Origin of the sequence: Stenotrophomonas rhizophila (genome assembly GCF_003651185.1) — a bacterium.
Taxonomy (GTDB): Bacteria; Pseudomonadota; Gammaproteobacteria; order Xanthomonadales; family Xanthomonadaceae; genus Stenotrophomonas; species Stenotrophomonas maltophilia_Z.
The window spans coordinates 1,201,099-1,213,890 of the sequence record NZ_RCDC01000004.1 but is presented as its reverse complement, the minus strand read 5'-3'; the positions used below and the strand labels follow the sequence as shown (position 1 = coordinate 1,213,890).

Genomic DNA, 12,792 nt, shown 5'->3' with positions numbered 1-12,792 from the left:
GAGCGCCAACCAGATCATAGGATCCGAATGTCGCAGCAAACCACCATCCGCAAGCTTGCCGAACTGGTCAACACCCCGGTCGATAAACTGCTCGTACAACTTGCCGAAGCCGGCATGAAGTTCAGCGGTCCCGACCAGGTCGTGACCAGTACCGAAAAGGTGAAGCTCCTGGGCTTCCTTCGTCGCTCGCACGGCAAGACCGAGCAGCCCGTCGAGAGCACCGACGAAGCCGCCAAGAAGATCACCCTGAACCGTCGCAAGTTGCAGGAAGTGACCGTCAGTGCCGGCCGCAGCAAGACGACCGTCAACGTGGAAGTGCGCCAGAAGCGTACCTACATGAAGGACGCCAGCGGCAAGCCGATGACCGCGGATGAGGAGCGCGCCGACATCCTGCGCAAGCTGGAGGAATCCCGCCAGCGCAATCTGGACGAGCAGCGCGCACTGGCCGAGAAGGACCGTGCGCGCGACGAAGAAATCGCCCGCAAGCGTCAGGAAGAAATCGACGCCAAGGAACGTGCCGAAGCCGAGCGCAAGGCGGCCGAAGCCGCTGCTGAAGCGGCCAAGAACGCACCGCCGGCCCCGGCCCCGGCTGCGGCCAAGCCGGCTGCTGCCGATGCACCGGCCCGCAACGCGCGCCCGGCTGCACCGTCGGCTGCCCGTCCGGCACCGCGTTCGGACGATCGCAACTCGAACAACAACAACAACCGTCCGGGCGCCAAGCGCGACGACGATGGTGGCAACCGCTTCGCCGGTCAGCTGCATCTGTCGGCCGCCGATCGTGCCCGCCGCGGCAACAACAGCAACTCGCGCGGTCGTCCGACCGGGCGCGTGCAGCACGGCAGCCGCCGTGACAGCAACCAGTCGCGCAGCGGCGGTGGTGCCCATGGGTTCGAACGTCCGGTCGCGCCGATCGTGCGTGACGTCACCATCGGCGACACCATCACCGTCGCCGATCTGGCCCAGAAGCTGGCCGTCAAGGGCGGCGATGTGGTCAAGGCGCTGTTCAAGATGGGCGTCATGGCGACCATCACCCAGACCATCGACCATGACACCGCCGCGCTGGTGACCGAAGAACTCGGCCACAACGTGATCCGTGCCAACACCAACGACGCCGAAGACGCGCTGCTGGCGCTGGCCGGTGGCAACCAGGGCGAGCCGGTGGCACGTCCGCCGGTGGTCACCATCATGGGCCACGTCGATCACGGCAAGACCTCGCTGCTGGATTACATCCGCCGCACCAAGGTCGCCACGGGCGAAGCCGGTGGCATCACCCAGCACATCGGTGCGTACCACGTTGAAACGCCGAAGGGCGTGATCAGCTTCCTGGATACCCCGGGCCACGCGGCGTTTACGTCCATGCGTGCCCGCGGTGCCAAGCTGACCGACATCGTGGTGCTGGTGGTGGCGGCCGATGACGGCGTCATGCCGCAGACCAAGGAAGCCATCCAGCACGCCCGTTCGGCGGGTGTGCCGCTGATCGTGGCGATCAACAAGATCGACAAGTCCGGTGCCGATCCGATGCGCGTCAAGAACGAGCTGCTCACCGAGCAGGTCGTCTCCGAAGATTTCGGTGGTGACGTGCAGATGGTCGAGATCTCGGCCAAGGCCGGGCTGGGCATCGACGACCTGCTGGACGCGATCTCGATCCAGGCCGAACTGCTGGAACTGAAGGCCGTGGCCGACGGTCGCGCCACCGGCGTGGTCATCGAGTCCTCGCTGGACAAGGGCCGTGGCCCGATCGCCACCGTGCTGGTGCAGCAGGGTTCGCTGAAGAAGGGCGATTACCTGGTCTGTGGTATCCAGTACGGCCGCGTGCGCGCCCTGTTCGACGAAACCGGCGCACAGCCTGATCAGGCTGGCCCGTCGATTCCGGTGCAGGTGCTGGGTCTGTCCGGCGTGCCGGATGCCGGTGATGACTTCGTCGTGGTTGAAGACGAGCGTCTGGCCAAGGACGTTGCGCAGCAGCGCGAAACCAAGCGCCGTGAATCGCGCCTGGTGCAGTCCGCGGGCAGCCGCATGGAAGACATCATGGCGACCCTGGGCAAGGGCGATGGCCAGCAGGTGCTGAACCTGGTGATCAAGGCCGACGTGCAGGGTTCGGTGCAGGCGCTGAGCCAGGCACTGGTCGCGCTGTCCAACGACGACATCCGCATCAACGTGATCCACTCTGGCGTGGGCGGCATCACCGAATCGGACGCCAACTCGGCGGTTGCCTCCAAGGCCACCGTGATCGGCTTCAACGTGCGTGCCGACGCCTCCGCGCGTCGCATCATCGAGTCCAACGGTGTGGACCTGCGTTACTTCTCGATCATCTATGACGTGATCGATCAGGTGAAGCAGGTGGCCTCCGGTCTGCTCGGCGTGGAAATCCGCGAAGAGATCATCGGTATCGCCCAGGTCCGCGATGTGTTCCGCAGCTCGAAGTTCGGTGCGGTCGCAGGCTGCATGATCATCGAAGGCACGGTGAAGCGCAGCAAGCCGATCCGCGTCCTGCGCGACAGCGTCGTGGTCTTCGAAGGCGAGCTGGAATCGCTGCGTCGCTTCAAGGAGAACGTCGAAGAAGTCCGCAACGGTACCGAATGCGGTATCGGCGTGAAGGCTTACAACGACGTCAAGCCGGGTGATCAGATCGAGTGCTTCGAGCGTATCGAAGTGCCGCGCACCCTGTAATGTTCCAGGCCGGACCGCATCGCGCGGTCCGGCTTTTTCGCTTACGCATCACCCTTCAAGACGAGTCCGCCTACCGTGCCAAAGACCTTCCATCGAACCGACCGTGTTTCCGCCCAGATCCGCCGCGAACTGGGGACGCTCGTGCACAACGCCGTGCGTGTACACGGCCTGCCTTCGGTGAGCGTCTCCGACGTGGAAATCACCCGTGACATGGCGCATGCCAAGATCTTCGTCACCGCGCTGATGCCCGAACGTTCGGTGGAGGCCATGAAAGGCCTGAAGGAATTGGCCTGGGAGCTGCGGATGGAGCTGGCGCGGGCGATGAAGCTGCGCCACGTGCCCGAGCTGCACTTCCACTACGATGATTCGGTGGATCGCGGCGAGCGCATCGACAACATCCTGCGCGATCTGCCCGATACGTTGGCGGCAGAGAAGAGCCGGCAGGGTGATGACGGCGGCGAAGACGACGAAGGCGAAGACGCCGACGAAGGCGAAAAGAAAGCCTGATGGACCAACAGCCCGAAAGGGCTGTTGTCTTATGGGGCGGGGCCTGTCGCAGTGCGACCGCTCCGCCGGAGGCCGGATTGACCGGCAGCGCCACACGGCGCCGTTTTGAATTGAATGCATGGCACCCCGAATTTCATTCCGCCGCCTGGATGGCATCCTGCTGCTCGACAAGCCGACCGGCATGAGCTCCAACGCGGCCCTGCAGGTGGCCCGCCGCCTGTACCGCGCCGAGAAGGGCGGCCACACCGGGAGCCTGGATCCGCTGGCCACCGGTCTGCTGCCACTGTGCTTCGGTGAAGCGACCAAGATCGCGGGCCTGCTGCTCGGCTCGGCCAAGGCCTATGACGCCGAGGTGGTGCTGGGCCAGACCACCGATACCGACGATTCCGATGGCACCGTGCTGCGCGAGCGCCCGGTCCCGGCCATCAGTGCGGCCGAACTGGAGGCGGCGCTGGCACCGCTGCGCGGTCGCATCCGCCAGCGCGCCCCGATCTACTCCGCGCTCAAGCAGGGGGGTGAGCCGCTGTACCTGAAGGCCCGCCGTGGCGAGGCGATCGAAGCGCCGGAGCGCGATGTGGAGGTCCACGTTCTGGAGGTGCTGACGCAGCAGCCGACCCGGCTGTCGCTGCGGGTGACCTGCGGTTCAGGCACCTACATCCGCAGCCTGGCCCGCGATCTTGGCGAGACGCTGGGCTGCGGCGCCCATATCGCCGGCCTGCGCCGGCTCTGGGTGGATCCCTTCCGTGAGGCACCGATGGTCACCCTGGACACCCTGCGCGCCTTGGCCGAGCAGGGCGATGAAGCCGGCATGGAGGCCCTGCTGCTGCCGCTGGACGCGGGGCTGGCCCATTACCCCCGGGTCACGCTGGACGACGAGCAGACCCGTCGCTTCCGCGTCGGGCAGCGGATCCGGGACGCCAGCTGGCCGCAGGGTGGGGTGGTGGTCTTCGGCCCGGCGGAGGCAATCCAGGGCTTGGGCCAGGTCGACGAGACCGGTCTGCTGGCCCCGCAGCGCCTGTTCAACCTCTGAGCGAGCCGCCCGGGCACCACCCCGGTCCTTGTTCCTGACGCCCGCGGACGTTACAATTCCGCGGCCTTTTCAGGCTTCCCGCGTTCTGCGGGTTCATCCTTTCGTTAACGGCGAGTCGCGCGGTACGTCAATGGGACGTTTCTGCGGGCCACGCATCCAAGAGAAAACAGATATGTCGATCGACACCCAGAAAGTCATTGAAGACAACAAGCGCAGCGCGGCTGACACCGGCTCCCCGGAAGTCCAGGTCGCTCTGCTGACCGCCCGCATCGAACTGCTGACCGGCCACTTCAAGACCCACAAGAAGGATCACCACAGCCGTCGTGGTCTGCTGCAGATGGTCAACCGCCGCCGCAGCCTGCTGGACTACCTGAAGAAGAAAGACGCTCCGCGTTACAAGGCCCTGATCGAAAAGCTCGGCCTGCGTCGCTAAGCACGAACCCCCACCGCGGCGCAGGAATGCGCCGCGGTTTTGTTTTGGCAGTACCGCATCAAACGTATGGGCCGGACAACCGGTCACCCGTCGGCGGCAAGGGTCGCCCGCGGTCCATTGAAGAAAGCATCATCCAAGGAAACCCCCGTGGCAAAAATCACCAAAACCTTCCAGTACGGCAAGCACACCGTCACGCTTGAAACCGGCGAAATCGCCCGTCAGGCCGGCGGTGCCGTCATCGTCAAGTTCGACGACACCGTGCTGCTGGTCTCCGCCGTTGCCGCCAAGAGCGCGCGTGAGGGCCAGGACTTCTTCCCCCTGACCTGCGACTATCAGGAGAAGTTCTACGCAGGTGGCCGTATCCCGGGCGGTTTCTTCAAGCGCGAAGGCCGCGCGACCGAAAAAGAGACGCTGATTTCGCGCCTGATCGATCGCCCGATCCGTCCGCTGTTCCCGGAAGACTACAAGAACGAAGTTCAGATCATCGCCACGGTGATGTCGCTGAACCCGGACATCGATGGCGACATCGCTGCCCTGATCGGCGCCTCGGCTGCGCTGTCGCTGGCCGGCACCCCGTTCAAGGGTCCGATCGCCGCCGCCAAGGTGGGTTACAAGAACGGTGAGTACATCCTCAACCCGACCGTGACCGAACTGAAGGATTCGGAGCTGGAGCTGGTTGTCGCCGGTACCGCCAACGCCGTGCTGATGGTGGAATCCGAAGCCGCGCTGCTGTCCGAAGACGTGATGCTGGGCGCTGTGACCTTCGGTCACCGCGAAATGCAGAAGGTCATCAACGCGATCAACGAGCTGACCGTGGAAGCCGGCACCAAGCCGTCGACCTGGGAAGCCCCGGCCAAGAACGACGTGCTGATCAGCGCCCTGCAGGAAGCCATCGGCCCGCGCCTGGGCGAAGCCTTCCAGGTGCGCGACAAGCTGCAGCGCCGTGACGCCATCTCGGCGATCAAGAAGGACGTGGTCGAGTCGCTGGCTGGCCGTGTGGCCGCCGAAGGCTGGAACCCGGCCGAGCTGTCGAAGGAATTCGGCGAGCTGGAATACAGCACCATGCGCAACTCGGTGCTCGACACCAAGGTCCGCATCGACGGCCGTGCGCTGGACACCGTCCGCCCGATCTCGGTCAAGACCGGCATCCTGCCGCGTACCCACGGCTCCTCGCTGTTCACCCGCGGTGAAACGCAGGCCATCGTGACCATCACCCTGGGCACCGCCCGTGATGGCCAGGTCATCGATGCCGTCGCCGGTGAGTACAAGGAAAACTTCCTCTTCCATTACAACTTCCCCCCCTACTCGGTGGGCGAGACCGGCCGCATGATGGGCCCGAAGCGTCGCGAAATCGGCCACGGCCGTCTCGCCAAGCGCGGCGTGCTGGCAGTGATGCCGTCGCTGGAAGCCTTCCCGTACACCATCCGCGTGGTCTCGGAAATCACTGAATCCAACGGCTCCTCGTCGATGGCCTCGGTATGCGGTTCCTCGCTGGCCCTGATGGACGCCGGCGTGCCGGTGAAGTCGCCGGTGGCCGGTATCGCCATGGGTCTGGTCAAGGAAGGCGAGCGCTTCGTCGTCCTGTCCGACATCCTGGGTGATGAAGATCACCTGGGCGACATGGACTTCAAGGTCGCCGGTACCGCTGAGGGCATCTCCGCCCTGCAGATGGACATCAAGATCGAAGGCATCACCGAAGAGATCATGAAGCAGGCACTGCAGCAGGCCAAGGCTGGCCGTCTGCACATCCTGGGTGAAATGGCCCACGGCCTGACCGCCCCGCGCGAAGAGCTGTCGGACTACGCGCCGCGCCTGCTGACCATCAAGATCCACCCGGACAAGATCCGCGAAGTGATCGGCAAGGGTGGTTCCACCATCCAGGCCATCACCAAGGAAACCGGCACCCAGATCGACATCCAGGATGACGGCACCATCGTCATCGCATCGGTCAATGCCATCGCTGCGCAGGCTGCCAAGGCCCGCATCGAGCAGATCACCTCGGACGTCGAGCCGGGCCGCATCTACGAAGGCAAGGTCGCCAAGATCATGGACTTCGGTGCGTTCGTCACGATCCTGCCGGGCAAGGACGGTCTGGTCCACGTGTCGCAGATCTCCAGCGACCGCGTCGAGAAGGTCGGCGATGTGCTGAAGGAAGGCGATGTGGTCAAGGTCAAGGTGCTGGAAGTCGACAAGCAGGGCCGTATCCGCCTGTCGATGAAGGCCGTCGAAGAAGGCGAGGGCGCCCCGGCCGCCGAGTAATCGGCCCACGCCGATCTCGCGGTAGGTGAGGACCGTCGGTCCTCACGCCTACGCAGACAAGAAAAAAGCGGGCTTCGGCCCGCTTTTTTTGTGCCCGCGTTCTGCGCAGCGGGGCGTGCGGGACAGATTGCGTGTTCATGCGCCGCAGTCGACGCCCTCGGGTGACATGTCTGTGGCGCTTACCCGCTCGCGCTGCGCGGCCTGCAGACCGTCGCCAGGCCCGCGCGGGTCAGCCGTGCGTGTCCGCCGGACGGATTCGCAGGACATCACCGCGTAAAGCGCCCACACACCACATCGCGCTGCTAACGTGGCCTCGCCTTCGATCCGGGAGATCCCATGTTCCGTTCTACTGTCGCTGTCCTCGCCGTCCTGATCGCCAGCGTCATGCCGCAGGCCGCTTCCGCCGCCGAGCCGTTGCCCAAGGTGATCGGTGCGTATTACCCCGGCGGCTCCGCCGAGCGCTATCCGGTGGAGAACACTCCGGCCGATACGCTGACCCATCTGTTCTACGCGTTCGCCACCATCGATCAAGGGCAATGCGTGGTCGCGCCGGAGGCGGATGCGCACTTCAAGGCGCTGGCCACGCTCAAGCGCGCGCATCCCAAGCTGCACACGTTGATCTCGATCGGCGGCTGGAACGCCGGGGGCTTCTCCGATGCAGCACTGACCGCCCAAAGCCGCCAGCGCTTCGTGTCTTCCTGCGTGGCGATGTTCTTCGAGCGTCATCGCGGCAGCTTTGACGGCGTGGACATCGACTGGGAGTTCCCCGTGTATGGCGGCCCGGCCGAGATCACCGACCGCCCGGAGGATCGCCGCAACATGACCCTGCTGGTGCGCGAGTTCCGCCGCCAGCTGGATGCGCTGGACAAGGCCGACGGCCAGCACCGGCTGGTCACCGCCGCACTGCCGGCCGGCCGCGTGCAGACCGATGGGCCGTATGATCCGGCACGGAGCTATGAGCTCAAGGCGCTCGGCCGCACGCTCGATTTCATCAACCTGATGAGCTACGACATGGGCACCGGCTTTTCAGCGGTGTCCACCTTCAACGCGCCGCTGCACGAGGTGCCCGAAGATCCGCTGGCACCCGGGCTGAAGCGCTGGAACAGCGTGGCCGGCGCGGTGGCCTACTACGAGCAGCAGGGCGTGCCGAAGGAGAAGCTGGTGCTGGGGATGCCGTTCTACGGCCGCGGCTTCAAGCTTGAAGGCGACGCCAATCATGGCCTCTACCAGCCCTACAGCGTGCCGCATCCGGCCGGCGACTGGCGGCAGATCCAGGCCAGCATGCTCGGCCAACCCGGCTGGCAGCGGCACTGGCACCGGGTTGCGCAGAGCCCGTGGTTGTACAACGCCACCGAGAAGGTCTTCGTCAGCTTCGAGGATCCCACCTCGATCGGCCTGCGCGCGAAGTTCGCCAAGGACAGCGGCCTGCGCGGTGTCTTCATGTGGGAGCTGACCGGCGACGATGCGCAGGGCAGCCTGCTCAAGGCGATGGTGGCGCCGTTCCAGGGCCCTGCGAAGTAAGCCCCGCGGGAAGGGGCACCGCGACGCAGGCACGTGCCCTATGCTTGCCGGCATGGAGACCGTCCGCCTGCTGGATCTGCACATCGACCGCACCGCACAGCAAGTGCGGCGCGGGGATGAGGTGTTGCCGGTCAACGGGCTGAGTTGGCGGCTGTTGGAGTGTCTGCTGGCGCATGGCGACGCCGTCGTCGATTTCGACACGCTGGCCGAGCAGGTGTGGGCACCGGCGGTGGTCGGCGAGGATGCGATCAGCCAGCGGGTGAAGTTGCTCAGGCAGGCCTTGGGCGATGACAGCCGACGGCCACGGTATGTGCGCTCGGTGCGCGGCCGTGGCTACCAGCTGTGCACACCGCCGCAGCCGGTGATGCACGACACCGTTGCCACCGGTACCACTGAGGGTGCCCGCGCGACACGCAGGCACGGACGTACACACTGGGTCTGGATGGCAGCGGGAATGACAGCGGCCGCAGCGGTTGGCGCGTTGATCGTGATCCGCCCCGGCACCGCGCCGGTGTCGCCTGCCGATCCGGTGCTGCAGCGTGCTGCGTATTACGCGGGCATCGGCCAGGCCAGCAACAACGAGCGCGCGATGGCGTTGTACCGCCAGGCGCTGCAGATCGACCCCGAATCACTGGCGGCGCGGCGCGGGCTCGCGCGGGCGCTGGCTGCGGATGCCTGCCTGTTCAATGGCGCCCGCGAGCGCGCGCAGGAGGCATTGGTGCTGGCCGGCCAGGGGGTCCGCATGGCGCCGGACGATGCGGCCGGATGGGCGGCGCGGGGCTACGCCTACGATTGCCTCGGCGCGATGCCGCAGGCCATGGCCGACTACCAGCAGGCCCTGCAGCGCGACCCGGATGATGAGCGCACCCGCGCCTCGCTGGCCTATCTGCGTCAGGAACGCGGGTACCTTGCGCAGGCGCTGCAGGACAACCTGTCGCTGCGCGCGCCCGAGCGGGTTCGCTTCCGCGACGTGCAGGTCGCGCGCGAACTGGAGCTGCTCGGTTTCACCGATGCCGCCGCGCGCCGCCATGCACACAACTTCCAGCTCTATCCCGACAATGTGTTCGCCAACATCGCCTGGCCGCACAGCCTGCTGGCGATGGGCGAGCCGGGCAAGGCGCAGCAGGCGCTCGATCAGGCGCTGGCCCGCGGCACGCCGCATCCGCAACTGCTGCGCCTGCAAGGCGAACTGCTGCTGTTGAAGGGGGACCGGCAGGGCGCTGCAGAGGCCTTCGAGCGTAGCCGTGCCCTGCGTCCGCAGCAGTCGATGGGGCAGACCCTGGCCGGGCTGTATGGCGATGAGGCCGCCACGCCGGCGTGGGTCGCCACGCGCCTGCATGCGCTGGAGGGCCAGGCGGACGATGGTTGGTCGGATACCGCGCTGGAACGCGCGTTGTTGCTGCAGGCGCGGGGCGACGCCGCCGCAGCGCTGGCGGCCCTGCATCACGCGGTGAACGCCGGCTTCCGCGATGCGGCGTGGTTGCGCGCCACCCCCTTGTTTGCGCCGCTGCACGGTGCGGCCGGCTGGCAGGGACTGCTCGACACGATCGAGGCGGACGTATCTGCCCAGCGTGCCCAGGTGTTGGCCGCCCCGTGGCGGCCAACAGACCTCCAGGGCCTCAGCGCAGCGCGGGCAGCAGGAACTCGGTAAGGATGCGGCGCGACTGCGGGTGGGCGTAGCTGCGGTTGTAGGCCTGGCTGGTGATCACCGCCACCAGCTTTTTCTCCGGCATCACGAACACGTAGTTGCCACCGTTGCCGGACATCGTCCACACGGTGCTGCCGTGCCCATCGACCGGAAGCTTCAGCCCCCACCACTGATAGCCGTAGTCGCTGCCATCACCGGCGGTGGCCTGCGCGCTGAGCATCGCCCGCACATAGCCGGCGGGGATCAGCTGCTTGCCCTGCCAGCGGCCCTCGGCCAGCACCAGTTCGCCCAACCGTGCCAGGTCCCGGCTGCGGTAACGCGTCCCACCGCCGCCCATGCCGATGCCCTCCGGTGAGCGGTTCCATCTGCTCGTGGTGATGCCCAGCGGGCGCTCCAGCACCTGCGCGGCGTAGTCGGCCAAGGGTCGCTTCGTGGCCTGTTCCAGTACCGCGCCGAGCACGAAGGAATTGACCGTGCAGTAGGCATGCGCGCGGCCGTGCGGGCTGTCTTCCGGTCGCGTCATCCACGGTGCGAAGCCTTTGACCGGCAGCGACAGCGCGAAGTCCAGCCAGTGCTCGGTCACGTACATGCGCTCTTCGTTGCCGGCCGAGAATGCATTCTCGTCATCGCACTCCCACAGCGTGCTCATGGTGAGCAGGTCTTCCACCGTCATCGCGCGCAGCCGGGGATCGACGGGATGGCCAGCGGTGAACGCGGGAAAGTAGTCGTAAACACGGGCCTGTACGCCGGGCAGGGACCCGTCGCCGATGGCCGCGCCGACCAGCATCGCGGTCACGCTCTTGCTGGCCGAGCGCACGTCATTGAGGGTCTCCGCCGTGCCGCCGTTGAAGTAGCCCTCGTACGCCACCTGGCCGTCCACCAGCAGCAGCACGCTGGTGACCTGTTTGATGTCCTGGCTGGCGATCGCCGATTCCAGTGCGGTGATCCGGGCGCTGTCCAGCGCCGCGGGTGCGGCGGGAGCGGTGAGTGGCAGGGCGGCCGCCAGGGCGAAGACCAGGGCGGCAAGTCGGTGTTGGTGGTGGTGCATGGGCAAGGCTCCTCGAGATGAGGGCCGACTACGCCATGACGCGGTCTGAAGTGCTGGAAAGGCGCCTGAAGAATTCTGAAAGCCCGCCGCAGCAGGCCTCCAGGCTAATCAGCGCGGTGCACTCCAGACGCTGTTCGGGTCGCCATGCCGCGCGCGGCGCAGGCTCGCACGGGCCAGCGTGGCAAACCCGAACGCCAGTGCGAGTGCCACGGCATCCACCCAGAACAGCGGCCAGTAGCCACGTGCCGCGCTCGCCCACGGCCAGTAGCCGGTCAGACCGCCGTGCGCCACCGCCACCAGTGCGGTGCTGATGGCGGCCGCCCACAGCAGCTCGCGGGCGGCCTGGTCGGGGCGACGCAGTGCCGCCCACAGCGCACACGCGGCCCAGGTGGCGAAACAGATCCAGCGGATGCCGTGATCCACTGCCTGCGGCGCGATCTGCTCCAGGATCTGCGCGCCCACGAAGCTCGCCGAGACTGCCACGCACAGCCCGATGCAGACCCCCACCGTGGCCCGGGCCATGTTGATCTGCGCGCGCCCCTGTTCCACCTGGCGCCGCTTGCGCCGCGATTCGATCCACAGCAGGTTGCCCGAGTAGAACAGGAAGGCGCCGCCCAGGCCGAGCAGGAAGTACAACCACACCACCACGCCATTGCCGAACTCGCCGAAGTGCAGCGCGTAGGCCGCACTGAGGGTGGCATGGTTGGCATCGCGCTGGCCGGGCAACTGGCTGCTCAGCAGGCGGCCTGTGGCCGCATCCAGGCCGACCGCGCCGAGCGGCCCCAGGGTGCCGCCGGATTCGCCGGTGATCTCGATCGTCGCGTTGGCATCGCCGGCATGGGCGAGCTTCAGGAAGGCTGGTTCGAAATCGGCCACGCCCTGCGCGCGCGCTACCTCGATGGCGCGTGCGTGCAGCATGCGCAGGTGGGTGTCATCGCCGGGCTGGCCGCTGGGCTCGCGTACCGGGGCGGTGTCCATCGCCGCCGGCACCGCCTGCAGCAGCTTGCCGTCGAAGATCAGCGGATTCAGCGCCGCCATCTGCAGGAAGATCAGGCAGAGCAGCGCGCCGGTGACCGCGAACATCAGGTGGAAGGGCAGGCTGAGCACGCCGATCACATTGTGCGCGTCCTGCCACATCTGCTTGAGGTTGCGGCCCGGGCGCAGCGCGAACAGATCGCCCAGCAGTCTGGGCAGGTGGATGACCAGGCCACTGAGCAGGGCCACGCCATACAGCAGGCTGACGATGCCCATCAGGTAGGTGCCCGCGACCGGCAGGCCCAGGCTGTAATGCAGCTCGTTGACCAGCTCGGCCAGCCCGGTCTGTGGCGGGTTCACGCTGCCGTCGTAATGGTCCAGCCAGGCGTACAGCCACGTGCCCTTGGCATCCTGCCAATACGCGATCGGCTGCGGATGATCCGCCCCCGGGAAGGTCATGCCCACGTGGGCGCGTGCGGCCGGGTGGCGCTCAAGTACGCCTTCGAGCAGGCGCTGCGCGTCGTCCAGGCTCGCGGCCGGGGTATCCACCGCATGCGGGGTCTGCCACAGCGGCAGGTCGTGGTGGAACAGGGTCAGCGCACCGGCGTAGAACGCCACGAACAGCGCGAAACCGGCCACCAGGCCGACCCACGTATGCAGCGTGGTGAAGGTGCGCAGGGTCTGGGAACTGAACTTCATCG

The 12,792-nt window shown here is 66.7% G+C and carries 9 protein-coding genes; 7 read left to right on the top strand and 2 right to left on the bottom strand.

What is annotated here, in order from left to right; translation table 11 throughout:
* Positions 1–27: 27 nt before the first annotated feature.
* The 7 genes from infB (at position 28) to BCL79_RS05440 (ending at position 10,071) form a co-directional block, all read left to right on the top strand.
* The gene (gene infB, locus BCL79_RS05470) at positions 28–2,670 is read left to right on the top strand and encodes a translation initiation factor IF-2 (RefSeq protein ID WP_121038391.1); all 2,643 of its coding nucleotides are present in this window, start codon (positions 28–30) and stop codon (positions 2,668–2,670) included.
* 75 nt (positions 2,671–2,745) lie between these two features.
* Complete coding sequence (gene rbfA, locus BCL79_RS05465; RefSeq protein WP_121038388.1) at positions 2,746–3,177, top strand: 30S ribosome-binding factor RbfA; 432 nt, start codon at positions 2,746–2,748, stop codon at positions 3,175–3,177.
* A gap of 118 nt (positions 3,178–3,295) precedes the next feature.
* On the top strand, positions 3,296–4,207 hold the full coding sequence (truB, locus tag BCL79_RS05460; RefSeq protein ID WP_121038385.1) for a tRNA pseudouridine(55) synthase TruB: 912 nt from the start codon (positions 3,296–3,298) through the stop codon (positions 4,205–4,207).
* A gap of 172 nt (positions 4,208–4,379) precedes the next feature.
* Positions 4,380–4,640, top strand: coding sequence for a 30S ribosomal protein S15 (rpsO, locus tag BCL79_RS05455; protein ID WP_038687260.1), 261 nt, complete (start codon positions 4,380–4,382; stop codon positions 4,638–4,640).
* A 147-nt stretch (positions 4,641–4,787) separates the two neighbouring features.
* Positions 4,788–6,899, top strand: a complete 2,112-nt coding sequence (gene pnp / locus BCL79_RS05450) for a polyribonucleotide nucleotidyltransferase (protein ID WP_121038382.1) — start codon at positions 4,788–4,790, stop codon at positions 6,897–6,899.
* Between the two features lie 336 nt (positions 6,900–7,235).
* Positions 7,236–8,420: a glycoside hydrolase family 18 protein gene (locus BCL79_RS05445; RefSeq protein ID WP_121038379.1), complete on the top strand. Its 1,185-nt coding sequence runs from the start codon at positions 7,236–7,238 to the stop codon at positions 8,418–8,420.
* A gap of 52 nt (positions 8,421–8,472) precedes the next feature.
* Entirely contained in the window at positions 8,473–10,071 is a 1,599-nt protein-coding gene (locus BCL79_RS05440; RefSeq protein ID WP_259462108.1) for a winged helix-turn-helix domain-containing protein, read from the top strand.
* Here the strand turns inward: BCL79_RS05440 and BCL79_RS05435 are convergent.
* Both BCL79_RS05435 and BCL79_RS05430 read right to left on the bottom strand, forming a co-directional pair.
* Complete coding sequence (locus BCL79_RS05435) at positions 10,040–11,116, bottom strand: serine hydrolase domain-containing protein (RefSeq protein WP_121038373.1); 1,077 nt, start codon at positions 11,114–11,116, stop codon at positions 10,040–10,042. The two genes, BCL79_RS05440 and BCL79_RS05435, sit on opposite strands and share 32 nt — an antisense overlap.
* A 108-nt stretch (positions 11,117–11,224) precedes the next feature.
* Positions 11,225–12,790, bottom strand: a complete 1,566-nt coding sequence (locus BCL79_RS05430; protein WP_121038370.1) for a PepSY-associated TM helix domain-containing protein — start codon at positions 12,788–12,790, stop codon at positions 11,225–11,227.
* Between the last annotated feature and the right edge of the window lie 2 nt (positions 12,791–12,792).

What these genes read in the sequence shown, in the direction of transcription:
- infB (WP_121038391.1), top strand. Translation starts at nt 28, where the DNA reads ATGTCGCAGCAAACCACCATCCGCAAGCTTGCCGAACTGGTCAACACC.
- BCL79_RS05445 (WP_121038379.1), top strand. Translation starts at nt 7,236, where the DNA reads ATGTTCCGTTCTACTGTCGCTGTCCTCGCCGTCCTGATCGCCAGCGTC.
- truB (WP_121038385.1), top strand. Translation starts at nt 3,296, where the DNA reads ATGGCACCCCGAATTTCATTCCGCCGCCTGGATGGCATCCTGCTGCTC.
- BCL79_RS05435 (WP_121038373.1), bottom strand. Translation starts at nt 11,116, where the DNA reads ATGCACCACCACCAACACCGACTTGCCGCCCTGGTCTTCGCCCTGGCG.
- BCL79_RS05440 (WP_259462108.1), top strand. Translation starts at nt 8,473, where the DNA reads ATGGAGACCGTCCGCCTGCTGGATCTGCACATCGACCGCACCGCACAG.
- rpsO (WP_038687260.1), top strand. Translation starts at nt 4,380, where the DNA reads ATGTCGATCGACACCCAGAAAGTCATTGAAGACAACAAGCGCAGCGCG.
- BCL79_RS05430 (WP_121038370.1), bottom strand. Translation starts at nt 12,790, where the DNA reads ATGAAGTTCAGTTCCCAGACCCTGCGCACCTTCACCACGCTGCATACG.